Origin of the sequence: Brevundimonas balnearis (assembly GCF_042434805.1) — a bacterium.
GTDB lineage: Bacteria > Pseudomonadota > Alphaproteobacteria > Caulobacterales > Caulobacteraceae > Brevundimonas > Brevundimonas balnearis.
In genome coordinates this window covers 1-23,191 of sequence record NZ_JBHLSW010000006.1, presented here as the reverse complement: position 1 = coordinate 23,191, position 23,191 = coordinate 1, and the positions used below count along the sequence as shown (strand labels likewise).

26 protein-coding genes are annotated in these 23,191 nt (G+C 70.1%); 10 read left to right on the top strand and 16 right to left on the bottom strand.

Annotation, left to right across the window (positions count from 1 at the left end; translation table 11 throughout):
* Positions 1-4: 4 nt before the first annotated feature.
* Positions 5-589: a YqgE/AlgH family protein gene (locus ACFFGE_RS08875; RefSeq protein ID WP_376835960.1), complete on the bottom strand. Its 585-nt coding sequence runs from the start codon at positions 587-589 to the stop codon at positions 5-7.
* A gap of 127 nt (positions 590-716) precedes the next feature.
* Here ACFFGE_RS08875 and ACFFGE_RS08870 point away from each other — a divergent pair, with 127 nt between their 5' ends.
* Together ACFFGE_RS08870 and ACFFGE_RS08865 are read left to right on the top strand one after the other, a co-directional pair.
* Positions 717-1,202 carry a peroxiredoxin gene (locus tag ACFFGE_RS08870; RefSeq protein ID WP_376835959.1) on the top strand — a complete coding sequence of 162 codons (486 nt, stop codon included), beginning with the start codon at positions 717-719 and terminating at the stop codon, positions 1,200-1,202.
* 56 nt (positions 1,203-1,258) lie between these two features.
* On the top strand, positions 1,259-1,663 hold the full coding sequence (locus ACFFGE_RS08865) for a very short patch repair endonuclease (RefSeq protein WP_376835958.1): 405 nt from the start codon (positions 1,259-1,261) through the stop codon (positions 1,661-1,663).
* Here ACFFGE_RS08865 and ACFFGE_RS08860 read toward each other — a convergent pair.
* The 5 genes from ACFFGE_RS08860 to ACFFGE_RS08840 form a co-directional block, all read right to left on the bottom strand.
* On the bottom strand, positions 1,660-3,579 hold the full coding sequence (locus ACFFGE_RS08860; RefSeq protein WP_376835957.1) for an ATP-binding protein: 1,920 nt from the start codon (positions 3,577-3,579) through the stop codon (positions 1,660-1,662). The two genes, ACFFGE_RS08865 and ACFFGE_RS08860, sit on opposite strands and share 4 nt — an antisense overlap.
* An 84-nt stretch (positions 3,580-3,663) precedes the next feature.
* Positions 3,664-4,698, bottom strand: coding sequence for a quinone-dependent dihydroorotate dehydrogenase (locus ACFFGE_RS08855; RefSeq protein ID WP_376835955.1), 1,035 nt, complete (start codon positions 4,696-4,698; stop codon positions 3,664-3,666).
* On the bottom strand, positions 4,695-5,039 hold the full coding sequence (locus tag ACFFGE_RS08850) for a DUF952 domain-containing protein (protein ID WP_376835954.1): 345 nt from the start codon (positions 5,037-5,039) through the stop codon (positions 4,695-4,697). The genes ACFFGE_RS08855 and ACFFGE_RS08850 overlap by 4 nt, the downstream gene beginning before the upstream one ends.
* Positions 5,036-5,548 carry a SixA phosphatase family protein gene (locus tag ACFFGE_RS08845; protein WP_376835953.1) on the bottom strand — a complete coding sequence of 171 codons (513 nt, stop codon included), beginning with the start codon at positions 5,546-5,548 and terminating at the stop codon, positions 5,036-5,038. The genes ACFFGE_RS08850 and ACFFGE_RS08845 overlap by 4 nt, the downstream gene beginning before the upstream one ends.
* A 10-nt stretch (positions 5,549-5,558) precedes the next feature.
* A complete protein-coding gene (locus tag ACFFGE_RS08840; protein WP_376835952.1) occupies positions 5,559-6,314 on the bottom strand; it encodes a class I SAM-dependent methyltransferase in 756 nt (251 codons plus the stop codon).
* A 45-nt stretch (positions 6,315-6,359) separates the two neighbouring features.
* Between ACFFGE_RS08840 and gloB the strand changes: the two genes are divergently transcribed.
* Entirely contained in the window at positions 6,360-7,082 is a 723-nt protein-coding gene (gloB, locus tag ACFFGE_RS08835; RefSeq protein WP_376835951.1) for a hydroxyacylglutathione hydrolase, read from the top strand.
* A gap of 4 nt (positions 7,083-7,086) precedes the next feature.
* Here gloB and ACFFGE_RS08830 read toward each other — a convergent pair whose 3' ends face one another.
* The 3 genes from ACFFGE_RS08830 to ACFFGE_RS08820 form a co-directional block, all read right to left on the bottom strand.
* Positions 7,087-7,872: a DUF4908 domain-containing protein gene (locus ACFFGE_RS08830; RefSeq protein WP_376835950.1), complete on the bottom strand. Its 786-nt coding sequence runs from the start codon at positions 7,870-7,872 to the stop codon at positions 7,087-7,089.
* Positions 7,873-7,919: 47 nt separating this feature from the next.
* A complete protein-coding gene (locus tag ACFFGE_RS08825) occupies positions 7,920-8,645 on the bottom strand; it encodes a beta-ketoacyl-ACP reductase (RefSeq protein ID WP_376835948.1) in 726 nt (241 codons plus the stop codon).
* An 85-nt stretch (positions 8,646-8,730) separates the two neighbouring features.
* Positions 8,731-9,753 carry a 2'-deoxycytidine 5'-triphosphate deaminase gene (locus ACFFGE_RS08820; RefSeq protein WP_376835947.1) on the bottom strand — a complete coding sequence of 341 codons (1,023 nt, stop codon included), beginning with the start codon at positions 9,751-9,753 and terminating at the stop codon, positions 8,731-8,733.
* Positions 9,754-9,834: 81 nt separating this feature from the next.
* Between ACFFGE_RS08820 and apaG the strand changes: the two genes are divergently transcribed.
* Positions 9,835-10,242: a Co2+/Mg2+ efflux facilitator ApaG/CorD gene (apaG, locus tag ACFFGE_RS08815; protein WP_376835946.1), complete on the top strand. Its 408-nt coding sequence runs from the start codon at positions 9,835-9,837 to the stop codon at positions 10,240-10,242.
* A 69-nt stretch (positions 10,243-10,311) separates the two neighbouring features.
* On the opposite strand, the gene ACFFGE_RS08810 is transcribed toward apaG, so the two are convergent.
* Together ACFFGE_RS08810 and ACFFGE_RS08805 are read right to left on the bottom strand one after the other, a co-directional pair.
* Complete coding sequence (locus ACFFGE_RS08810; RefSeq protein WP_376835945.1) at positions 10,312-12,057, bottom strand: peptide MFS transporter; 1,746 nt, start codon at positions 12,055-12,057, stop codon at positions 10,312-10,314.
* A 100-nt stretch (positions 12,058-12,157) separates the two neighbouring features.
* Positions 12,158-13,339: an acetyl-CoA C-acetyltransferase gene (locus ACFFGE_RS08805; protein ID WP_376835944.1), complete on the bottom strand. Its 1,182-nt coding sequence runs from the start codon at positions 13,337-13,339 to the stop codon at positions 12,158-12,160.
* A gap of 143 nt (positions 13,340-13,482) precedes the next feature.
* Between ACFFGE_RS08805 and trhA the strand changes: the two genes are divergently transcribed.
* The 3 genes from trhA (at position 13,483) to ACFFGE_RS08790 (ending at position 15,243) form a co-directional block, all read left to right on the top strand.
* The gene (gene trhA / locus ACFFGE_RS08800) at positions 13,483-14,196 is read left to right on the top strand and encodes a PAQR family membrane homeostasis protein TrhA (RefSeq protein WP_446680618.1); all 714 of its coding nucleotides are present in this window, start codon (positions 13,483-13,485) and stop codon (positions 14,194-14,196) included.
* A gap of 76 nt (positions 14,197-14,272) precedes the next feature.
* Positions 14,273-14,887 carry a polyhydroxyalkanoate synthesis repressor PhaR gene (gene phaR / locus ACFFGE_RS08795; protein ID WP_376835943.1) on the top strand — a complete coding sequence of 205 codons (615 nt, stop codon included), beginning with the start codon at positions 14,273-14,275 and terminating at the stop codon, positions 14,885-14,887.
* Positions 14,884-15,243 (top strand): hypothetical protein, encoded by a 360-nt coding sequence (locus ACFFGE_RS08790; RefSeq protein ID WP_376835942.1) that lies wholly within the window; start codon positions 14,884-14,886, stop codon positions 15,241-15,243. Before phaR ends, ACFFGE_RS08790 begins: the two co-directional genes overlap by 4 nt.
* A gap of 150 nt (positions 15,244-15,393) precedes the next feature.
* Here ACFFGE_RS08790 and ACFFGE_RS08785 read toward each other — a convergent pair whose 3' ends face one another.
* Positions 15,394-15,825: a hypothetical protein gene (locus ACFFGE_RS08785; RefSeq protein ID WP_376835941.1), complete on the bottom strand. Its 432-nt coding sequence runs from the start codon at positions 15,823-15,825 to the stop codon at positions 15,394-15,396.
* A 176-nt stretch (positions 15,826-16,001) separates the two neighbouring features.
* Entirely contained in the window at positions 16,002-16,730 is a 729-nt protein-coding gene (locus tag ACFFGE_RS08780; RefSeq protein WP_376835940.1) for a glycosyltransferase family 2 protein, read from the bottom strand.
* Between the two features lie 76 nt (positions 16,731-16,806).
* On the opposite strand from ACFFGE_RS08780, the gene ACFFGE_RS08775 reads away from it, so the two are divergent.
* Positions 16,807-18,474, top strand: coding sequence for an ArnT family glycosyltransferase (locus ACFFGE_RS08775; protein ID WP_376835939.1), 1,668 nt, complete (start codon positions 16,807-16,809; stop codon positions 18,472-18,474).
* Positions 18,471-19,382: a hydroxymethylglutaryl-CoA lyase gene (locus ACFFGE_RS08770; RefSeq protein WP_376835938.1), complete on the top strand. Its 912-nt coding sequence runs from the start codon at positions 18,471-18,473 to the stop codon at positions 19,380-19,382. Before ACFFGE_RS08775 ends, ACFFGE_RS08770 begins: the two co-directional genes overlap by 4 nt.
* Before the next feature lie 2 nt (positions 19,383-19,384).
* On the opposite strand, the gene ACFFGE_RS08765 is transcribed toward ACFFGE_RS08770, so the two are convergent.
* Together ACFFGE_RS08765 and ACFFGE_RS08760 are read right to left on the bottom strand one after the other, a co-directional pair.
* Positions 19,385-19,888, bottom strand: a complete 504-nt coding sequence (locus ACFFGE_RS08765; protein ID WP_376835937.1) for a YciE/YciF ferroxidase family protein — start codon at positions 19,886-19,888, stop codon at positions 19,385-19,387.
* Between the two features lie 106 nt (positions 19,889-19,994).
* Positions 19,995-20,996: an LLM class flavin-dependent oxidoreductase gene (locus ACFFGE_RS08760; RefSeq protein ID WP_376835936.1), complete on the bottom strand. Its 1,002-nt coding sequence runs from the start codon at positions 20,994-20,996 to the stop codon at positions 19,995-19,997.
* 198 nt (positions 20,997-21,194) lie between these two features.
* On the opposite strand from ACFFGE_RS08760, the gene ACFFGE_RS08755 reads away from it, so the two are divergent.
* Positions 21,195-21,926, top strand: coding sequence for a sce7726 family protein (locus tag ACFFGE_RS08755; RefSeq protein ID WP_376835935.1), 732 nt, complete (start codon positions 21,195-21,197; stop codon positions 21,924-21,926).
* On the opposite strand, the gene ACFFGE_RS08750 is transcribed toward ACFFGE_RS08755, so the two are convergent.
* Entirely contained in the window at positions 21,923-22,990 is a 1,068-nt protein-coding gene (locus tag ACFFGE_RS08750; protein ID WP_376835934.1) for a beta family protein, read from the bottom strand. The genes ACFFGE_RS08755 and ACFFGE_RS08750 overlap by 4 nt on opposite strands.
* Positions 22,991-23,191 lie beyond the last annotated feature (201 nt).

Sequence of the window (23,191 nt, the reverse complement as noted above, 5' to 3'; positions counted from 1 at the left end):
AGCTTCAAGCGCGTCCGGCGTCGCTGGACAGCCAGGCGGCGTCGACCCCGATCCGGGCCAGGGCGCGGGACCATTTGGTGTCGTGGTCCTCGTCGAAGATCAGGTCGAGGTCGGCGTCGGCGGTCAGCCAGACGTTCTCGGCCAGCTCCTCCTCGATCTGGCCGTCGCCCCAGCCCGCGTAGCCGAGCAGCAGCACCGCCCGGCGCGGCCGCTTCAGCGGATCGGTCATCGCGGCCAGGGCCTCGCGCGTCGCGGTGACCGCCAGGCCCTCGCCGAACGGGACCGAGGCGTCCTCGGCCATCCAGTCGTCGGTGTGCAGCACGAAGCCGCGCTCGCGCTCGACCGGCCCGCCCACCAGCACGTGCCGGTTCGCCGCACCGCCGCCGTCGGCGACGTCGAGCTTCTTCAGAACCTGGGCCAGATCGACCCCCGGGGCCGGGCGGTCGATCCGCAGACCCATGCCGTGGTCGGGGCCGTGCGCGCAGATCAGGATGACCGCGTGCTCGAAACGGGGGTCGCCGATCCCGGGCATGGCGACCAGCAGTCGACCGGCGAGGGAGGTGAACGTGCGATCGGACGGCTCGCTCATGCGCGGATGATCGGGATTGCCGCGGCGAAGCGCAAGCGCGACTTGGCCACATCGCGGGAAAAGCCTATCTGCGCTGCGAACCGGACCCGGCCGAACGGGTTCAGCAGATACCCCAGACGGAGCTCCCATGACCCTGAAGATCGGCGATCGCCTGCCCTCGGCCGTGTTCACCACCCCCACCGGGGACGGCCCCAAGCCCGTCAGCGTGGACGACGTCTTCAAGGGCAGGACGGTGGCCCTGTTCGCGGTGCCGGGCGCCTTCACCCCGACCTGCTCGGCGCGCCACCTGCCGGGGTTCAAGGAGCACGCCGCCGAACTGAAGTCGAAGGGCGTCGACGCCATCGCCTGCGTCTCGGTCAACGACGCCTTCGTCATGGGCGCCTGGGCCAAGGACCAGGGCGTGTCGAACGACGAGGTCATCATGCTGGCCGACGGCAACGGCGACTTCACCAGGAAGCTCGGCCTGTCGATGGACGCCTCGGGCTTCGGCATGGGCGAGCGCTCGCAGCGCTACTCGGCCCTGGTTCGCGACGGCGTGATCGAACAGCTGAACGTCGAGCAGGGCGGGGAGTTCAAGGTCTCGTCGGCCGAGCACCTTCTGACCCAGCTTTAACTCCGGCGCCGGGCGCGGAGCGCTCGCGGCCTGAACGCGAAGGGGGGTCGAAGCGGATGACCGACGTCTTCACCCCCGAAGAGCGCAGCGCCGTCATGCGGCGCGTACGCGGCCGCGACACCGGGCCCGAGCTGGCCGTGCGGCGCGCGCTGCGCCGGCTCGGGGTCGGTTATCGGCTGGGCGGCCGGGGCCTTCCGGGCCGGCCCGACGTGGTCATGCCGGGGCGCCGGCTGGCGATCTTCGTGCACGGCTGTTTCTGGCACGGGCACGACTGCCGGCGCGGCGCGCGGGCGCCCAAGGCCAACGCCGTCTACTGGGCCGCGAAGATCGCGCGCAACCGCGCCCGGGACGAGGCGGCCCTGGGCGCGCTCACGGCGCTGGGCTGGCGCGCCGAGGTGATCTGGGAGTGCGAGGTGAAGACGGACCTTCAGGCCCGGCTGGAGCGGCTTCTCAAAGCCTAGGCGGCGGCGCTCTCGGCGGACGCGGCGTCCTCGGCCTCCGTCAGCACGTGCTGCAGCGCCCCGAGCAGGGCCGGCGGCGTCAGGGGCTTGGAGACGAAGTAGTTCATCCCCGCCTTCATGCACGCCTCGATGTCTTCGGGGGCGGTGTCGGCGGTGACGGCGATGACCGGGGTGGCGCGGTTCAGCCCGTCCGAGGCGCGCAGGCGCCGGGTCGTCTCGCGCCCGTCGAGCTCGGGCATGCGGACGTCCATGAAGATGACGTCGAATCCCTGGCGCGCACAGGCGTCGAGCGCGGCCATGCCGTCGGCCGCCATCTCGATCTCGCAGTCGATCGCGCCGAGGATCAGCTGCACGGCGCGGCGGTTGATGTCGTGGTCGTCGACCACCAGGACCTTGAGCGGCGGCGGTTCGTCACCGGCGGGCGCGGCCTCGACGGCGTCCGCCGTCGCCTCGGGGCCGGACGCCTCTTCGGCGGGTGCGGACGTGGGGGCTTCGACGGGCGCCTGAGCGGGCGCGGGCGGCGATCCGGCGAGCGCGCGGGTGATCAGGCCCTGGCCGTTGTCGTCGGGACGGACGATCTCGACGGGCCGGCTCTCGGCGGGCTCGAGCCTCAGGGCCAGCGCGAAGGCGGCGCCCTCGCCCTTGGCGCTGCGCACCGTCAGGCGTCCGCCCATGAGTTCGACGAGGTCGCGGCTGATCGCCAGCCCCAGGCCCGTACCGCCGTGCCGGGCCGACACGCCGTCCTCGGTCTGGTCGAAGGGTTCGAACAGGCGCGCCAGCTGGGCGCCGTCCATGCCTGGGCCGGTGTCGGCGACCTCGATCACGATCGCATGGCCGCGCGGCTCCTCGGCCCAGCTGCGGATGCGCAGAGTGATGGACCCCTCGTCGGTGAACTTCACGGCGTTGGAGATCAGGTTGTTCAGGACCTGGCGCAGGCGGGTCTCGTCGCCGCGCACCCAGGCGGGCGCCTCGGCGGCGCCTTCGACGCGCAGCTTCAGCCCTTTCGCCGCCGCCGCCCGCTGCCAGAGCCGCAACGTCTTGGCCAGGCAGCTGCGCAGGTTGAAGTCGACCTCCGAGATGGTCATGCGGCCGGCGTCCAGCTTGGCGTGATCCAGCAGGTCGTCGAGCAGCGACTTCATCATCAGGCCGGCCTGGCCGATGAGGGCCGCGTTCGAACGCGATGAGGCGCTCTGGGCCTCGCGCTCCAGCTCCATGGCGCCGGTCAGGATGGCCGAGAGCGGGGTGCGCAGGTCGTGACCGACGGCGGCGAGGAAGGCGCCGCGGGCGTCCATCGCGCGCTCGGCCTCCTTGCGGCGGGCCTCGGCCTCCAGCCTCGCCGAGGCCTCGGCCTGGCTGGCGCGGTTCATGCGCGCCCAGGTGTTGAGGCAGTAGGCGGCGTAGATCATCAGGGCGATCGTCGTCGCCATGACGAACGTGCCGTCGGATCCCCACGCCGTCATCATCACGGGGATCGCCGCCATGTAGGCCATCTGCGGCGTCAGGGCGGCGGCGAGGATCAGCGGCGAGCGCGGTGAGGTGACGATGGCATAGACCGCGCCGGAGCACACGATGACGGCGGCGCAGATGCCGCCCATGGGCCCCCCGTACAGCCAAAGGGGAATGGACAGGCTGCTGAACGAGGCCGCGTTGAGCGCGACCGCCAGGGTCCCGAACGCCAGTCGCCAGCGGGGAAGACTGTTGCGGCCCTTGTCGGCCACCGGCCAGAAGGCCGTGAGCTCGAGCACCTGGACCAGCAGGTAGGCGGCGGCCCAGGCGAGGGTGAAGGTCCACCCCAGCACGGGCGAGAAGATCAGGGCGCAGGCGCAGCCCATGCCGACGCGTTGCAGCAGGGCCCGGCGGCGCTCGCGCACCGCGCCGACCCAGGGCTGTTCGGTCTGCAGATAGCTGGCGGCCATGCGCGGCGGGGTCTCCCACGGCCTGTCGTGCGACGCCGACGCAGACCTTGCGGACAGCCTAGCGGCGAGGCTCCTAACGTCCGGTCAACGCGACCGGATGGCCGCGCCGACGTCGTGCAGACCCGCCCGGTCGAGCGCCGCCAGCAGCTGGCGCTTGAGGCGCGCCACCAGTCCGGGTCCTTCGTAGACCAGCGCCGAATAGACCTGCACCGCCGACGCCCCCGCCCTCAGCCGCTCCAGCACGTCGTCCCCGGTCTCGACGCCCCCGGCCGAGATCAGCGTCAACCGTCCGGCCGAGGCCCGGGCGGCGATCCGCAGGGCGTCCACGGCCCTGGACCGGAGCGGCCGGCCGGACAGTCCGCCCGCCTCCCCGGCGTGGGGCGATCTCAGACTTTCGGGACGGTCGAGCGTGGTGTTCGACACGATCAGGCCGTCGAGACGATGGCGGACCCCCGCCTCCACGATCTGGGCGATCTCGTCCGGCGACAGGTCCGGGGCGATCTTCAGGAAAACGGGGGCCGGATCCGCGCCGCGCGCCGCCGCGACGCGGCCCAGCAGGTCGTCCAGAGCGGCCTCGCCCTGCAACGCGCGCAGACCGGGCGTATTGGGGGAGGAGACGTTGACGGTGAAGTAGTCGGCCAGGCCCCGGAGCCGGGCAAGCCCGGTCACATAGTCCGCCGCGCGGTCCTCGGACTCCTTGTTGGCCCCGAGGTTGGCGCCGACCACGAGCCCCCCCGGCCGACGCGACAGGTTGGCGGCGAACGCCTCCAGGCCGAGGTTGTTGAAGCCCATCCGGTTGATCACCGCCCGGTCCTCGCTCAGCCGGAAGAGGCGCGGCCTGGGGTTGCCGGGCTGGGGTCGCGGCGTGACGGAGCCGCACTCGACGAAGCCGAAACCGAGGCGCGCCAGGCCCTTCAGCGCCGCCGCGTTCTTGTCGAGCCCGGCGGCCAGTCCGATCGGGTTGGGCAGGGCCAGCCCCGCGACCGTGGTCGCCAGCCGGGGATCGTCGGGGGGCGAGGGCAGGGTCAGCCCCGCCTTCAGAGCCGCCAGGGCCAGATCGTGCGCGGTCTCGGCGTCCAGGCCCCGAAGCGCCGCGGTGGCGAGGTCCTCGAGCCTCACGCGACGGCCTCGCCGAGCGTCACGGCGCCGTCGGCGGCCACCGACAGGCCGCGATGGCCGACGACGGCCTTAAGCGTCAGCGGCGCGTACAGGTGCGGGAACAGCTCGCCGCCGCGCGAAGGCTCCCAGCGCAGCCCCTCGGCCCGGTCCAGCTCGACCTCGACCAGCACCAGGTCGTCCCGGCCGGCGTAATGGCGCCGCGCGGTCTCCGCCAGCTGCGCCTCGGTCGACAGGTGGATGTAGCCGTCGGCGAGGTCCACGGCCGATCCGGCGAAGGATCCCGTCGCGCGCCAGGCGGACCAGTCCCGGACGTCGAGAATCTTGAAGGCCGTGCGGCTCACCCCTCGGCCCCGCCCCCGAAGGCCTTGGGGGTGAAGAAACCATCGTAGGTCGCGCGGCCGGCCGCGTCCATCTGGAACACCGCCGCGGCGCCGGTCGGGAAGCCGCCTTCCAGCCGCTCGAGGATGGCGGGCGAGGCGGCGCTCTCGACCAGCAGGTCGCCCGCCAGCAGCTGGACCCCCGGGTTGTGGGCCAGCACCAGAAGCACGCCGGCGCTCTCCTCCAGCTCCTCGACGAAGGCGCGGATCGTCTCCGGCTCGGCGTTGTAGAGACGGGCCTCGATCCTGAGGTCGACGTCGCCGAACGCCTCGGCCATCTCGTCCCAGGTTTCGCGGGTCCGGGTGGAGGACGAGACCAGCACCACGTCGGGGCGAAGCCCGCGCTGGGCCAGTTCGCGCGCCATCAGCCGCGCATCGGCGCGCCCGCGGTCGGTCAGCGGCCGGTCGCGGTCCTGACCGGACTCGGCCTGTCGCTCGGCCTTGGCGTGCCGCATGAGGATGAGCTGGCGCATGGCTGGCCCTTTACGGCGCTTCGGGGCCCGCGTCCAAGGCCCGATGCTGTCGCGCCGCGGGCTGGGGGGCCAGCACGCCCGGGGTGCGGACCGTCTCCGCCGCGCCGCCGGGACGGACGCGGGCGTAGGCCTGTCGCGTCGCCTCCAGCAGGATCACGCCGGCCGCGCCGGGGATGACCCGTCGGCCGACCTGTTCGAAACCTTCGGCCCAGCCGAGCAGCGGCCGCCAGGGCGGCACATAGAGGGTCTGGGACCAGGCCGTGGGCTCGAGCCCGGCCTGGCGCACCAGGCGCTCGAGCTGGCGTCGCGTGAAGGGCCGCCCATGCCCGAACGGCGTCGACTCGACCCGCGACCAGAGCCCCCCGCGCGCCGCCGCCGCGACGATCAGCCGCCCGGCCGGCGCCAGGGTCCGGACCGCCTCGAGCAGCAGGCCGTCCGGGTCGCTCGCCTCCTCCAGCGCGTGCACGATCAGGATGCGGTCAAAGGCCCCGGCGGCGAAGGGCAGGCGGGTCTCGTCGACCAGCGCCGCGCGGTTGCGCTGCACGCCGGGCCAGGTCTCCACCCCCTGGCGGCCGGGCATGGCGGCGACCTGGCGGCGGGCCCCCACGAACAGGTCGAGCCAGGGCGTGGCGTAGCCCAGCCCCAGCACGTCGCAGCCGTTCGCCTCGCCCCAGGCGTCCTCCAGCCGCCGCGCCAGCAGACGCCGCACCAGCGCCCCGGTCGGCTCGCCGTAGAAGTCGCGAAGGTCTTCGACGCTGCGTCGCATGGCGCCAGCATAGGCCATTCACGCCCCGGCCGGTATGCTGCGTCCATGACCCTCGAGATCCGCCAGTTCCCCTGCCTGTCCGACAACTACGGCTTCCTGATCCGGGATGCGGAGACGGGCCTCGTCGCGGCGATCGACACGCCCGACGCCGACCGCATCTCGCTGGAGATTCAGGCGGCGGACTGGGACCGGCTGGACCTGATCCTGAACACCCACTGGCACCCGGACCACACCGGCGGCAACGCGGCGCTGAAGGCGCGCTGGGGCTGCGAGATCGTGGGCCCGGAGGAGGTCCGGAAGGCCGCGCCGCTGGACCGGGCGATCGGCGAGGGCGACCACGTCGATCTGGGCCGCACCCGTTTCGAGGTGATGGCGCTGCCGGGCCATACGCTCGGCCATATCGCCTATCTGGATCGCGCGGGCCTGAACCTGTTCAGCGGCGACGTGCTGTTCGCCCTGGGCTGCGGCCGCCTGTTCGAGGGCACGCCGGAGCAGATGTGGGAGAGCCTGTCGCGGCTGATCGACCTGCCGAACGAGACGATCGTGCACTGTGCGCACGAATACACGGAGTCGAACGCGCGCTTCGCCCTGACGCTGGACGATCGGCCCGAGATGAAGACGCATGCGGAGGCGATCTTCGCGGCCCGCGCCCGGGGCGAGCCGACCGTGCCCACGACGCTGGGCGTCGAGCGGCGGTTCAATCCGTTCCTGACGGCGGGGAACGCGGCGACCTTCGCCGAGAGACGCGCGGCGAAGGACTCCTTCTAGATCGTCAGGCGGCGGCGACGGCCCGCACGATCCGCGCCGAGGACGGGCGGCCCACCGGACCCCGCGCGGGCTGGATGACGATGCGCAGGGTCTGGCCCTGCATGCTGACGTCGGCGCGATCACCGATCAGGATCAGGATGCGGCGGATGCGCGAAGCGCGGCCCCTCAGGTTCTCGGCGCGGGCGACGCGGGCGATCGCCTCGACCGCCACCGCGGCGGTCTCGGCCACCTGGGCCTCGGAGCCCGGCACCACGTCGGGCGCGTCGATCACCACGGTGCGTCCCAGGGCGCGGCCGGCCAGGCCGCTCTGACGGATCAGGGCCCGGGCGAGATCCACCGGACTGATCGGCGTCGGCCGCAGCGGTTCGGCCGACCCGGCGGGCGAGACCGGCGTGCCCTGGGGCTGGCGGGTCGTGTAGAGGGTCATCCCCCCGTCAGGGGTGATGCGGAGCACCTCGTCGCCCGCGTCGGTGCGATAGATCACGTCGCCGCGCGGAGCGGGCGAGGGCTGGAGCGCCCAGGTCTCGGCGGAGTTGTCGAAGCGCAGCAGCGGCCGCGACCCCGCCGTCCGGTCCAGCACGAAGCCGACGCCCTGTTCCGACACATAGCGCCCGGTGGGCGGCAGGTTGCGGCCGAACACCCGGTCCCGCAGGGACTGCCGGTCCTGAAGGTTCGCCCCGGCTTGGGCCTCGGCGTGGGAGGCCGTCAGGATCGCGCCGACGACGAGCACGCACGCCAGGCCGTTCAGGCCCGGAGACGTCACCGTCCGGCTCAGCGCGTCGACTCCCATGCCCGCTGCAATGCTCTGGACGCGCGGCGGATTTTTGGCAGAGCGGCCTAGCCGACCAGATACTGACCGCCGTTCAGTGAAAGCGTGCAGCCTGTGACATATCCGGCACGGTCGCCCGCCAGCCAGGACACCATGTCGGCGATCTCCTCGCCCTTGCCGAGGCGGCCGACCGGCACCTGGGCGATGATGCCCTCCAGCACCTTGGGATCCATGGCGCCCACCATCTCGGTGTCGATATAGCCCGGGGCGATGCAGTTCACCGTGATGCCCTTCCTCGCGTTCTCCAGCGCCAGCGCCTTGGTGAAGCCGATCATCCCGGCCTTGGCCGCGGAATAGTTGGTCTGGCCCACCTGGCCCTTCTGGCCGTTGATCGAGGAGATGTTGATGATCCGTCCCCAGCCGCGGTCGCGCATGCCGACGATCACCTGCCGGGTCATGTTGAAGACCGAGTCCATGTTCACCCGGATCACGTCGGACCACTGGTCGTGGGTCATCTTGTGGAAGAAGCCGTCGCGGGTGATGCCGGCGTTGTTGACCAGCACGTCGACGGGGCCGAGCTGGGCCTCCACCTCCTGAACGGCGCGGGCGCAGTCGTCGAAGTTGCCGACGTTGCCCTTCACCACCATGACGCCGAGCTCCCTGGCCGTGGCCTCGGCCGCCTCGGTGTTGCCGGAATAGCCCGCCGCGACGCGGAAGCCGTCCTCGTGCAGGCGTTGCGCGATCGCCTTGCCGATGCCGCGCGTGCCGCCCGTCACCAGAGCCACCTTGGCCATGTCCGTCTCCGTCCCTGTTCGGCCCCGACTGGCGCGGGGTTCGCCGATGACGTTAGCCGTCCTCGCGCCGAAGGAGAACCCGGCTTCAGCCGCCCCAGGCGCGGAAATGCTTCGACAGCTTCAGGCCCTGGCGCTGATAGTGGCTGCCGCCCTCGCCGTAGAGCCGGTCCGGCCGTTCGGTCAGGGGCTCGTAGACCAGGCGGGCCACCGTCTGGCCGTGCTCCAGCAGGAAGGGCGTGTCATGGGTGCGAACCTCCAGCACCCCGCGCGAGCCCGCGCCGTGCGCCTCGTCCACGCCGAAGCCGGGATCGAAGAAGCCGGCGTAGTGCACCCGGAACTCGCCCACGGAGGGGTCGATCGGCGTCATCTCGGCGGCCTGATCGACGGGGATCTCCACCGCCTCGCGCGAGGCCAGGATGTAGAACTCGCCGGGGTCCAGCAGCAGCTCGCCGCGCGGGGCGTACAGCGGCTCCCAGAACAGGCGCGGGTCGTGGCCGTCGATGTGGTCCATGTCGACGACGCCCGCGTGGCGCCGGCCCCGGAAGCCGACGACGGCGCCCTCGCCGCCGTCCAGATCGACGCCGACGCTGCGGGTCTCCAGCTTCGGCGGCTCGCCGGTCTTGAGACGCAGCTGGTTCAGCCGGGTGCCCGGCCGCACCAGGATGGAGAAGGTCTGGGGCGCCACCTCGAGATAGAGCGGCCCCTCATAGCCCTCGGCCACGTCGTCGAAGCCCGCGCCGGCGTCGGTGAGCAGGCGCACGAAGACGTCGACCCGACCGGTCGAGCTCTTGGGATTGGCGCGGGCGTTCAGGCCCCTGGGCAGCCTCAGCCGCTCCTGCAGCCGCACGATGTAGACGCAGCCCTTCTCCAGCACCGCGCCGCCCGTGAGGTCGAGCTTGTGCATCACCACGTCGGCGATGCGGGTCTCGACGCGGCGGTCGCCCGGCAGGAAGGAGGCGCGCACCCGCCAGGCCTCGTCGGACAGCCGGAGATCCAGGCTGGCGGGCTGGACCTGGTCGGCGTCGAAGGGGCTTTCGCTCTGGATCGCGCCCTGGTCGAGAAGCGCCTGGATCGCCTGGCGGGGCAGGATGCCGGGGAAGGAGGTCATGAGGTCCGATCGAAGCGGAATGCGGCTGTCCCGCTTGCCACGGCGCGGGGCGATCCGTCAAAGCGGAGGCAGGAGCCCGCCATGCACCGAGACCCCCCCTATGTCGCCGAGACCCACGGCATCGTCGTGCGCGTGCGGCCCAGCTATCTGGCCGGCCAGTCCGATCCCGAGGCCGGACGCTGGGTCTGGGCCTATCAGGTGGAGATCGAGAGCCGCCGGCCTGACGTCGTCCAGCTGATGGCGCGGCGCTGGACCATCACCGACGCGCTCGGCCGGGTTCAGGAGGTGCGCGGGCCCGGCGTGGTGGGCGAGCAGCCGGTGCTGGGCCCGGGCGACCGGCACGCCTACGCCTCGGGCTGCCCGTTGGGCACGTCCTCGGGGATGATGTCGGGCGCCTACTATTTCGCCGACGGGGCGGGCCGGACCTTCGAGGTCGAGATCCCCGCCTTCAGCCTGGACACGCCCCAGGCGCGGGCCCGGCCGAACTGATCGCGGCCAAGAAAGGAAAGGGCGGCGCTTCCTTTCGGAAACGCCGCCCCCGGGTCGTGGCGTCTTCGGTCAGTGAACCCCGGCCATGCCCTTCTTCAGGATGGGCGAGATCAGCAGCAGCAGGGCCCCGACGGCCACGCCCGTCAGGCCGATGGTGCCGAACACCGAGCCGTAGGTGTCCAGCGCCAGCTGCGGATTGGTCACGACCCCGGCCACCGTGTCGGTCGCCGTGGCCTTGGCGATCAGACCGGCGACGATGTGGGCCACCGAGCTGGACAGGAACCAGACGCCCATCATCAGCCCGACGACGCGCTCGACCGACAGCTTGGTGATCATCGACAGCCCCACCGGCGACAGGCAGAGCTCGCCGATGGTGTGGAAGAAGTAGGTCAGGAAGAGGAACAGCAGCGGCACCCTGAAGTCGGTGTTCGCCGCATTGTCGGTGGCCCAGGTAAGTACCAGGAAGCCCAGGCCGACGAACACCAGGCCGAAGGAGAACTTGACCGGGGTGGAAGGCTCCATGTTGCGCTTCGCAAGCCAGACCCACAGAGCGGCGAAGATCGGGCCGAAGACGACGATGATCGCCGGGTTGAACAGCTGAGTCTGAGCCGCGTTGAACCACGAAGGCATGGCCGTGGACTGGTCCGCGAAGAGGCTGAGCGAGGAGCCCGCCTGCTCGAACAGCGCCCAGAACAGCACGGAGAAGAAGATCAGCACCTCGGCGACCAGCATACGGCTGCGCTCGGCCCCCTTCAGACGGAACAGGGTGTAACCGACCACGGCCACGAAGGTGGCCAGCGCCACCGGGATGAGGATCGCCTCGACGAGCGCGTGGCGCTGCATCAGCAGCCAGGTCGGGAACACCGCGACCAGGCCGGCGATCCAGAAGAAGGGCACCAGCGGAACACCCAGCAGCCTGCGCCCCTCGATCGGCCGGGCCGGTTCGCCCCGGCCCTCGAGCCAGCTCTGGCCCAGGATGAAGGTCAGCAGGCCGAAGGCCATGCCGATGCCGGCTAGGCCGAAGCCGTAGGCCCAGCCGTATTCGATACCGAGCCAAGCGCAGAGCGAGGTGGCGAGCACCGCGCCGAGGTTGATGCCGACGTAGAAGATGGTGAACCCGCCGTCGCGGCGCGGATCGTTCTTCTCATAAAGCGCCCCCACCACGGTGGAGATGTTCGCCTTCAGGAAGCCGACGCCGACGATGATCAGCGAGAGCGCCAGGAACAGGATCGGCTCGCCGCCCTCGTCGCGATCGACCCGCGTCGTGTAGCCGTCCGGCGCGATCTGGGCCGGGAAGCCCGCCGCCGCCGCCGCCTGGGCGCCCGAGCCCGCCGGCTGGCCCTCCACGTCAACGACGTTCACGCCTTCGGGGCGGATCGAGATTGGGACGCGGGTTTCGCCGTTGACCGCATAAATCTGGCGATCCGTGTCGCGGCCCTCGACCTGCAGCGCGTACTCTGTTCCGCCGACGGTCAGGTACTCGCGCCCGCCGGAGCCTTCGAAAGCCATTGTGAAGTGGCCCGCCACCAGGAGTACGGCCCCGATGATGACGGCGCGGCGCGAACCGAGATACTTGTCGGCGATCAATCCGCCGATGACGGGCATGAGATAAACCAGCGCGGCGTAGGCGGCGTAGATGCCCTGGGCCTCCGCCGGTCCGAACAGGAAGTGCTGCGTCAGATAGAAGATCAGCAGCGCCCGCATGCCGTAGTAGGAGAATCTCTCCCACATTTCGGTCAGGAACAGGATCACCAGGCCCCGGGGATGCCCCAGGAACTGCTTGCGGGGCGCGGCCCCTGCGTCGCTCGTGCTCAACGCGTCACTCCCTAACGGTGTCTCAGCGCCCACCCGTCGCTGCCGGCGCTATCGAGCATGACAGAACGATAACCACAAGGGCGCAGGATCGTCGCTCGGTTCACGCCCGCTCCACGCACAGCGCCACCCCCATGCCGCCGCCGATGCACAGGGTCGCCAGGCCCTTGCGCCCGCCGTTCCTCTTCAGCTCGTGCAGCAGAGTGGTCAGGATCCGCGCGCCCGAGGCCCCGATGGGGTGGCCGATGGCGATGGCTCCGCCGTTGACGTTGACCTTGTCCGGGTCGAGGCCCAGCTCCTTGACCACGCACAGGGCCTGGGCGGCGAAGGCCTCGTTGGACTCCACGAGGTCCAGATCCCCGACCGACCATCCGGCCTTCTTCAGCGCCTTCTGGGACGCCGGAATCGGACCCGTGCCCATGACGGCGGGATCGACGCCCGCGGTGGCCCAGGACGCGATGCGGGCGAGCGGCTCCAGCCTGCGCCGCGCGGCCTCCTCGGCGGTCATCAGCACCAGGGCGGCGGCGCCGTCGTTCAGGCCGGACGCGTTCGCGGCCGTCACCGTCCCGTCCTTGATGAAGGCGGGGCGCAGCTTCTCCATGGCCTCGAGCGTCGCGCCGTGGCGGATGTACTCGTCCTTGTCGACGACCACGTCGCCCTTCTTCGACGCGATCACGACCGGCACGATCTCCGCGTCGAAGCGACCGGACTTCTGGGCGGCCTCGGCGCGGTTCTGGCTGGTGACGGCGAAACGGTCCTGCGCGGCCCGGTCGATGCTCCACCTCGCGGCGATGTTCTCGGCCGTCTGGCCCATGTGGTAGCCGTTGAAGGCGTCCCACAGGCCGTCCTTGATCATGGTGTCCACCAGTTCGATCGCGCCCATCTTCTGGCCGTTGCGCAACGTCTGGGCGTGGGGCGCCTGGCTCATGCTCTCCTGGCCCCCGGCGACGACGATGGCCGCGTCGCCCAGCGCCACCTGCTGATAGCCCAGCGCCACCGCGCGCAGGCCCGAGCCGCAGATCTGGTTCAGGCTCCAGGCCGGGGTCTCCTTCGGCACGCCCGCGCCCATCGAGGCCTGGCGCGCCGGGCCCTGGCCGGCGGCGGCCTGGAGCACCTGGCCCAGGATCACCTCGTCCACCTCCTCCGGCGCGACGCCCGACCGCTCGAGCGCCGCCTTGATGGCGATCTCCCCCAGCTGGGCCCCGGACAGCGGCGACAGGGCGCCCATGAACGAGCCGACCGGCGTGCGCGCGGCCGAGACGATGACGACGTCGGGATGGGCCATGGGATCGCTCCTCGGGAATGACTGTTGCCCTTTAGCCGCATCCGGGCGGCTTCGTCACGGGCGAGGCGAAGATTCAGCCGATGGTCATCTGGTCGCGCCAAACTGGCGGGAACGAACACTCAGGTCCGCCTATTTGAAGGGCCATGCGGATGATGGTGAGGAAGTTTTTCGAGCGTATCTGGACGCCGGACGAGCTCGACATGATCGAGCACTACCGCAACCGGGCCGAATGGACCGCGGACCTCTGGGTCCACGTCGTCGGCCTGGCGATCGCGGGGGTCGGCGGGATCGTGCTGGCGGCGCTGGCGGCGATCTACGGCGGCGTCGGCATGGTGCTGGCCACCGCCATCTATGCGCTCTGTCTGGTCGCGATGCTGACGGCCTCGACCATCTACAACCTCACCCACCCCTGCGCGGTCCGTCCTGTCCTGAGGCGGCTGGACGAGGCGGCGATCTTCCTGATGATCGCCGGCAGCTACACGCCCTTCACGACCCAGCGCTTCGAGGGCGGCTGGTCGGCGGGCTTCACCCTGCTGGTCTGGCTGATGGCGGCGGCGGGGGTGATCGCCAAGCTGACGGCGCCCCGGCTCAACGACCGGTTCTGGAGCGCGATCTACGTCCTGTTCGGCTGGGTCGCGGTGCTGGCGCTGAAGCCGATGCTCGACACGGTCCACCCCATCGCGCTGGGCCTGCTGGTCGCGGGCGGGCTGATCTACACCGCGGGCGTGTTCGTCTTCATCTCCGAGAAGGCGCCGTTCCGGCGGGCGATCTGGCACGGCTTCGTGGTGGCCGGCGCCTCGACCCACTGGGCCGCGGTGCTGGTCGGGGTGGTGCTGGCGCCCGGTCTCAGCGCCTAGATTCGTGACGGACTGGTGAAAGTCGCTGCGGTGCGGGATAAGGGCTCCGAACGCCAACTCATCGCGAGACCCGCACGTGGCTGACAGCTCCTCCGACGACGCCCGCCCCAAGGGCGCGGACTCGGTCATCATCAAGAAGTACGCCAACCGCCGCCTCTACAACACCGCGACTTCGGCCTACGTCACCCTGGACGATCTGGCGCGGATGGTGCGCGACGGGGTCGACTTCCAGGTCTTCGACGCCAAGACCAACGAGGAGCTGACCCGCCAGGTCCTGACCCAGATCATCTTCGAGGAGGAGACGCGCGGGCAGGCGCTGTTGCCGGTGCAGTTCCTGCGCCAGCTGATCGGCTTCTACGGCGGCCAGATGCAGGGCGTGCTGCCCAGCTATCTGGAAATGTCGCTGGACGCCTTCGCCCGACAGCAGGAACAGTTCCAGAGCCAGATGACCCGGGCCCTGGCGGCGGCGCCGGGCGGGGCGATGCTGGAGGAGGCGGCCAAGCGCAACGCCGCCATGTTCCAGGAGGCGATGCGGATGTTCTCCCCCTTCGCCTACGGCAAGGCGGCGGAGTCGAAGCCGACGGAGGCGGCCGCGGCGGGCGGCGGCGACCAGACGCTGGCGGAGATGCGCCGCCAGATGGACGAGATGCGCGCCCAGCTGGACAAGCTCAGCCAGGACAAGGCCCGGTGACGAAGCCCGTTCCGCCGGTCGGGCCGGTGGAAGGACGCGGCGAGGATCGCCGCGAGGCCGAGCGTCGCGCGCGAGACCGGCGCGCGGAGCGGCGGGCGCTGGTTCCCGCCGCGCCGGCCGAACAGACGGGCTTCGCGCCCGAGCCTCCGCCGCCGGCCGCCACGGCGAAGGCGGGCCCGTCGGCCGGGGAGGCGGCGCTGGCGGCGCAGCTGATGGGGCAGACCGGCGCGCGCAAGGGCCTGAAGGGCGGACCGCCGGTTCTGGACGCGGCGCGGGCGACCTATCTCGGCGCCCAGTACGCCGGGCCGGGCGACCGTCGGCCCAAGGCCGGGTCGAGGGGCAAGACCGAGATCTAGACGGCCCTTTGTGGCGCGATCCTTGCAGGGACGCGCGGGCAACGCCCGGAGCCGTCCATGTCGTCCATCCTCAGCTTCGCCGCCCGCGCCTTCGACGTGACGGTCGTGGCGCTTATCTTCACCCTGTTCGCCTGAGGGTCTGAGCCGGCGTCAGTGTGCGCCGGGCGTCAGGTCGAGGTCGCGCCGCGCGGCGATGATGGTGACGATGAACCCGGCCAGCACGTCCAGCAGCACCATGGTGGTGATCAGGAAGAAGGTCGAGGTCGCGAACCCGCGCAGCAGCAGGAACTCCACCAGCACGACCACGAACAGGATCATCGACAGGGCGTGATTGACGATCGCCACCTTCTGGCTGGACGTCGATTTCAAGAGCTCGAAGAACAGGCAGATCAGGCCGATGAACAGGATCAGGTCGCCTGATCCGACGTCCCAGGCCGCGCCCGAGGCCATCGGGATGGAGAACATCGGCTCCCGCAGGATGGCGTCGGCGCCCGCCGCGCCGGAGCCGCCCCCCAGGCTGAACAGCACCACGACATTGTAGAGCGCCACCGGAATCAGCAGCAGCGGTATGGCGATCAGCATCGGGCTCTCCTCGGCGAGCGGCTCAGCTTGTTAACGATGCATAACGCGGATCGATCCGGGCCGCCATCGCGTGTTGACCAGAGCCTGATCGCCTCAAGCGTGAATCAGGCTCTCACTTGAAACTGGATCGAAATGTGAGCCCAGTCGGACGTGCGTCCAACTGAACCGATTTCGGTCTAGAGCTCGCTGACCGCGCCCGGTCGCCGCGCCCGGGTCTTCAGCCACATCACGCCCAGCAGATCCGACACCGAGGCCTTCAGTCGGCTCCAGTTGGTGTACTTCGACCGGCCGACGCCGCGCGGCCGGTGGCCGACGTCCAGATAGCGGTTCTCGAACCCCTCTCGGATCATCAGGGCCGGCAGGTAGCGGTGCATGTGATCGAAGTAGGGCAGGCGAAGATAGGCCTCGCGGCGGAAGGCCTTGAGCCCGCAGCCGGTGTCGTCGGCGTCGTCGTTCAGCAGCCGCTTCCGGATGCGGTTGGCCCAGCGCGAGGCCCAGCGCTTGGCCTCGGAGTCCTGGCGCTTGGCCCGACGGCCGCCGACCAGGGCCACCGCGGGCGGCAGGGATTGCAGCAGGTCGATCAGGGCGGGACCGTCGCCCGGCGGATTCTGCCCGTCGCCGTCGAGCGTCAGGATGATCTCGCCCCGGGCCGCCAGCACGCCGGTGCGCACCGCCCGGCTCTGGCCGGCGTTCGAGGCGTGCGACAGGACCCGCAGCTGGGGCAGCCCGGCCTTCGCCGCCAGCAGCTCGGCGCGCGTGCCGTCGCGGCTGGCGTCATCGACGAAGATCATCTCGAACGCCCGGCCCTTCAGCGCCTCCGCGATCTCGCGCGCCAGGGCGGCCGCGGCGCCTTCCTCGTCATGGACCGGCACGACGACCGAGATTTGCGGCGTGGCTTTGCTCATCCGCGCCCCATAGCCGCTTTCGACGCGCTGCGGGAGACGCATGACGGGCGCGAACGACGCGTGATAGGAAGGTCGGATGATCCGACCGGATTTCGACCGCCTGATCGCCGACTGGCGCGGCCCCGTGCTCGCGGCGCTGGTGGCGCTCCTCGCCGCCCTGCCCAGCCTGATGCTCCTGCCCCCGCTGGACCGGGACGAGAGCCGCTACGCCCAGGCGACGGCCCAGATGCTGGAGACCGGCGATCTGGTCGACATCCGTTTCCAGGACGAACCCCGCTACAAGAAGCCGGTGGGCATCCACTGGCTGCAGACGGCCTCGGTCGCCCTGGTGTCGGAGGTCGAGGCGCGGGACATCCGGCCCTATCGCATCCCGTCGGTGCTGGGGGCGATGATGGCGGCGGCCGCCTGCGCCTGGGCCGGCGCGGCCCTGTTCGGTCAGAGGGCGGGGTTCCTGGCCGGCGCCATGCTGGGGGCGACCTTCCTGCTCTCGACCGAGGCCGGGATCGCCAAGACCGACGCCATGCTGGCGGGGTCGACGACGCTCGCCATGGCCGCGCTCGCCCGGCTGTATCTCGCGGCGCGCGAGGGGCGGGCCCCGGTCCGGCTGCACAAGTTCCTGTTCTGGTTCGGGCTGGGCCTGTCGATCCTGATCAAGGGGCCGATCGGGCCGATGGTCGTCGCCTCCGCCCTGGTCATGCTGACGGTCTGGGACCGCAACGCCCGCTGGCTGACGCGGCTGGGGTGGGGCTGGGGCCTGCCGCTCCTGGCCCTGATGGTCGGGCCCTGGGCCATCGCCATCACCATCGCCAGCGACGGCGCCTTCTGGCGCGAGGCCGTGGGCGGCGATCTGGGCCAGAAGGTGGTGGGGGCCGACGAGAGCCACGGCGGCTTCCCCGGCTACTACCTGCTGCTGGCTCCGGTGCTGCTGTTCCCGGCGACGCTCTTGCTCCCGGCGGCACTGTCGACCGGCTGGAGCCGGCGGGTCGAGCCCGGCGTGCGCTTCGCCCTGTGCTGGCTGATCCCGACCTGGATCATCTTCGAGCTGACGCCGACCAAGCTGCCCCACTACACCCTGCCGACCTTCGGGGCCCTGGCCTGGCTGATGGCGGCCGCCATGACCCGGCCGATCGGCACGCTGTCGCGCCGTCTGGGCGCGGGGCTGATGCTGTTCGCCGCGGTGATCATCTCGGCGGTGGCGGTCTACGGGCTCACCGAGTTCGGCACCTCCACGGCCCAGACCTGGGCGACGATGACCATCGCCTTCAGCCTGATGGCGGCGGCGATCGGCGGGTTCCTGCTGCTGAACCGGGCCTCGACCACGGCGGTTCTCATCGCGCTCGGTTTCGGCGTCCTGGCGCACGCCGGCCTCGCCGGAGAGATTCGCCAGCTGCGCCCCCTGTCGATCTCGCCGCGCCTGGACGCGGCGCTCATGGACGCCGGCCTGCACCCCCGCCAGGGCCGCGTCGGCGCGCCGGTGGCGATCACCACCTTCCACGAGCCCAGCTTCGTCTTCCTGGCCGGCACGACGACTGAGCTGACCGACGCCGAGGGCGCGGCCCGCGCGCTGGTCGCCGGACGCCCCGCGATCGTCGAGGCCGGAGACGCCGACGCCTTCGCCGCGGCCCTGGCCGAGCTGGGCGCCGCCCCGCCCCGCCCCGTGGCCGAGGTGGCGGGCCACAACTACTCCAAGGGCGATGATCTGGTGCTGACGGTCTATGCCCCGGCGGAGGCGCCGGCCCGATGAGCCGCTTCATCGAGATCGTCGAGGTCGGCCCGCGCGACGGACTCCAGAACGAGGCGACGGTGCTGGACCCGGAGGCGCGCGCGACCTTCGTGCGCCGGCTGGAGGCGGCGGGCGCCCGGCGCATCGAGGCGGTCAGCTTCGTGCATCCCCGTCTGGTGCCGCAGATGGCGGGCGCCGAGGACGTCATGGCCCTGCTGCCGCCCGCGCCGGGGCGCCGCCGCATCGGCCTGGTGCTGAACGCCAAGGGCTATGAGCGGGCCGTCGCGACCGGGGTCGAGGAGGTCAACCTCTCCATCGCCGCCACGGACGGCTTCGGCCTGAAGAACCAGGGCATGGACCGCGCCCAGCAGGCGGCGATGGTCGAGGAGATCCTGTCGCGGCGACACAACGCCGGGCCCGCGGAGGCGGCGCCGTCGCTGTCGGTCACCCTGTCGTGCTGCTGGGGCTGCCCCTTCGACGGCGAGGTCGCGCCGGAACAGGTCGCCGAGATCGTCGGACGACTGGGCGAGGCGGGGGTGGATGAGATCGGGCTGGCCGACACCATCGGCGCGGGCGACCCCTGGGCGGTGACGAGGGTGGTGGAGGCCGCGCGCGCCGCCGCCCCGACCGCGCGTCTGCGGCTGCATTTTCACGACACCCGCAACACGGGGCTGGCCAACGCCTATGCGGGGGTGGAGGCGGGCGTCGAGGTGCTGGACGCCTCGGTCGGAGGGATCGGCGGCTGCCCCTTCGCGCCGGGGGCCACGGGCAATGTGGCGACCGAGGACCTGGTGCACATGCTGCACCGGGCGGGCTTCGAGACCGGCTACGACCTCGAAGCCCTGCTGGAGACCGGCCGCTGGATCGGCCAGAAGCTGGGCAAGCCGGTCCCGTCGGCGCTCAGCCGCGCGGGACCGTTCCGGCCCTGAGATTATTCGGCGGCGGGGCGCAGCGCCTCTACGTTGACCGCCGCGTCGGCGATCTTGGTCAGGTCCTCGTCGGTCTTGGATTCCTGCTGCAGGGTCTCGTCGAGCAGGCGGACCGCCTCGTCCATGCCCAGCACCTGGGCCCAGCGCTTCAGGGTGCCGTAGCGGGTGATCTCATAGTGCTCCACGGCCTGCGCGGCGGCGAGCAGGCCGGCGTCCAGGGCGATGTTGTCCTTGTACTCGTCCATGATCTCCTCGCCCTCGGCCAGGATGCCCTCGATGGCGTCGCAGGTCTTGCCGCGCGCGGGCTTGCCGATCAGCTCGAACACCTGCTGCAGGCGCTCGATCTGGCCCTCGGTCTCGTCCTTGTGCTTCTCGAACGCGGCCTTCAGCTCCGGCGACTGGGCCGCGCGCTGCATCTTCGGAAGGGATTTCAGGATCTTGCGCTCGGCGTAATAGATGTCCTTGAGCGTGTCGTGGAACAGGGTCTCAAGCGTCTTCTCGGCCATGGGGAGGCTCCTCGCTGGGTTGGAGCCCCTACAACCGCGCCCGTCGCCGCCGGTTCCCGCCGGCGAAGCCTGGAAGATCAACGTGTTATGGCGACGCTTGGCGGTTTCAGGCGGCGGCGGCGAGGTCGGTGGTCGTCGCCGCGAGGATTTCCAGCGAGCGCACCCGTGCGGCGTGATCCCAGATCTGGCTGGTGATCATCAGCTCGTCGGCGCCGGTCCGCTCGACGAAGGCCTGGACCTGATCGCGCACGGTCGCGGGGCCGCCGACGGCGGAACACGACAGCGCCTGGTCGATCATCGCCCTCGCGGCGGGATCGAGCCGCTCGGCATAGCCCTCGACCGGCGACGGCAGCTTGCCGGGCCGACCGGTCCTAAGGTTCACGAACGCCTGCTGGATCGAGGTGAACAGGAGCCGCGCCTCTTCGTCCGTCTCGGCGGCGAAGACGTTGAAGCCCAGCATGACATAGGGCCGATCGAGCCGCGCCGAGGGCCGGAAGGTCTCACGATAGATCCGGATCGCCGCTGTCATCTCCGTCGGCGCGAAATGGCTGGCGAAGGCGAAAGCCAGGCCGAGATGCGCCGCCAGCTGGGCGCCGAAGGTCGACGATCCCAGGATCCAGATCGGCACGTCCTGCCCCTCGCCCGGATTGGCGCGCAGCCGCTGGCCCTCCTCGGCCGGGGCGAACCAGTGCATCAGCTCGACCACATCCTGGGGGAAGCTGTCGGCGTCGCCGGCGAGGTTCCGCCTCAGCGCCCGCGCGGTCGCCATGTCCGACCCCGGCGCCCGGCCCAGCCCCAGGTCGATCCGCCCGGGATGCAGCGCCGCCAGCGTGCCGAACTGCTCGGCGATCACCAGGGGCGCATGGTTGGGCAGCATGATCCCGCCGGCCCCGACCCGGATCGTCTTCGTCGCCGCCGCCACGGCCCCGATCACGACCGACGTCGCCGCCGAGGCGATGCCCGGCATGTTGTGATGCTCCGCCAGCCAGTAGCGCCGATAGCCCAGACGCTCGGCGTGGCGGGCCAGGTCGAGGGTGTTGGCCAGCGCCCGGGAAACATCGGAGCCTTCCGGCACTGGGGCGAGGTCGAGGATGGAGAGGGCGGTCATGGAGTGGATATGGGAGGGGGCGGTGGGGGATTTAAGGAGCGGTTCGGCTTCCTAGATGACTCGGAAATGACTCGGTTCCGGCGTAATGCCACGTTGCCCACTACGCCGGTGCCGCCTAGAAAGTCTGGCGCTTAGGGGGCGGTAAAGGATCGGGAGCGCAAGGCATTAACTGTGAGTGGGCCGGCAAATCGATCTGAGGTGCATGTCAAAGCGGCGGTCATTGATCGTTTGCTGACAGGCGCACTGGTCGACGACGACGCTGTCCTTATCTCGGAAATGACGGTCGCAAACTGGACTAGGCGTGCCGATGTCGTGTTGGCGAACGGCAAGCTTTGGGCGTTTGAAATCAAGTCAGATGCCGACAGCCTGGCGCGTCTACCGGGCCAGATTGCCACCTTCTGCACATACTTCGAGAAGTTCACGGTCGTGGCGGCCGAACGATTTGAGGCCGCGATCCTCGCTATGGTCCCCGAAGGCGTGGGCGTGTGGATCGTAGATGCAGAGGGTGCGGTCAAACAGAAGGTTGCCCCTCGGCAGTCTCAACTCTCCAAGGCCGCCTACATTTCGCTCATGACCGCCGCCGAATTGCGGCGGCTACTCACAGCAAATGGGTTCCGGCTCGCTAAGGAAGCGCACCGAGCGGACTTGGAGCGAACGGCCGCTGAACTTCCAACTTCGGATCTGGCCAGCGCCGCTCGGGATGCCGTGAAACGACGTCATCGCTTGCGCCACCAGGACTTTATCGGTCAGCGGGGGCGCGTCGGCACACTGGCTGCCATGTCAGCGCTGCGCCGACCTCAGCAAAGCCGAGTGCTGTCGATGATTGAGTCCACGCCGCCGCCGACATTGAGCGACGTGAGCATTCCAGATGGCCATCCATTGCTCTTGCAGGCACCCGGCGGGCCTGTGCTGAAGCGTAAAGTCGGCTAGAGATCCCCTTCCCAGTCGTCTTCCATGCCGTCTGCCGCCCCAAGCGCGGCTTGCCGTTCAATATGCATATTCACGCGGGCAGCAATCCAGTTGCCTGGCGAACCGAAGCCGCCTTGAACCGCGCCAGACTGTGCTGTGCGGCGGATGATATCTGCACCCCAAGCGACATCTGCAAATGCAGGGTCCCAATCCGGTGAGTCCACCACCCGGCGAGCGCATTCGACGTATCCGCCAGCATCGTCCCGTCTGCGCTCATAGAGCCACGCATAGTCGAGGCAGTAGTCAACGCGAGGGACCCATCGGCTCATGGTCGGCTCAAAAGGCTCAGGGTAGATCGAGGCATGATCGCCATAGATCGCCACCTCGTCCCCGCCGATCTGCGCGTGTAGCTCGCGTTCCAAGATAGGGAGAGAGCCGCGTTGGTCTCCATACACTGAGATTACGCGCGGATAGCTGGAACTAATCACGGCTACTCGTGCCGCAGGGTCGGTGGACCTTAGAGCAGATATCACGCGTCGTGCCTCGGTCTCTTTCGGCTCGACTGCACCCCTCACGTAGCCGAGATCAAGTACAATCAGGACGCTGTTCACATCGTTCACAGCAGAAAGGGCAGCCTGTAAGGAGGGTAGGTCTTGAGCAGCCCGTCGCGTGCGGATGACGACAGCACCGAAGCGTTCCTCAATCATGAGAACCTGTCGGATGAATGGACGCTCAGTCGCTCCTTCCCGCAAAAGCGCGACCGGCGTGATACCCTCTTGGGTCTCAGCGAGCTGACGCCAAGCTTCGTAGTTGTTCGACGGATCGCAGAGCTCGTTCCATTGTCTGCACGCTTGGCCCGCGAAAGTGTTCAGATCGAGAAAACACGGCCCCACCTTCTCGCTGACTGTCTCCAGCACGCGTCGCGCATCATCGACACGCCCGAGCTTTCCGAGAGATACGATCGGATGCAGCACCTCTTTTGTTGGTTGTCGTAGTTCGCTGTATCCGCGCAACTCCGCCTGTCGGGAACGGATCGCGGGAAGATACCGGATGGCTTCGAGAAGCTCGGGGCCTTGCAGGTTCATTTCTGGATATCCGGTTCGGGGTCTTGAGCCGCCTGAGGTGGGGCTGGGGCGCGCCGCGGGGGCGGATTTGGAGCATCCGGGACCATGCGCAGCGCGGTCAGGCTAGCCTCCGAAACATTTTCGGAATAAGTAGATATGGGCTTGACGGGGATTCGCTGTTAGGCGAAGGTCTCTTCATTGGAGAGACCGATGAATCTGCTC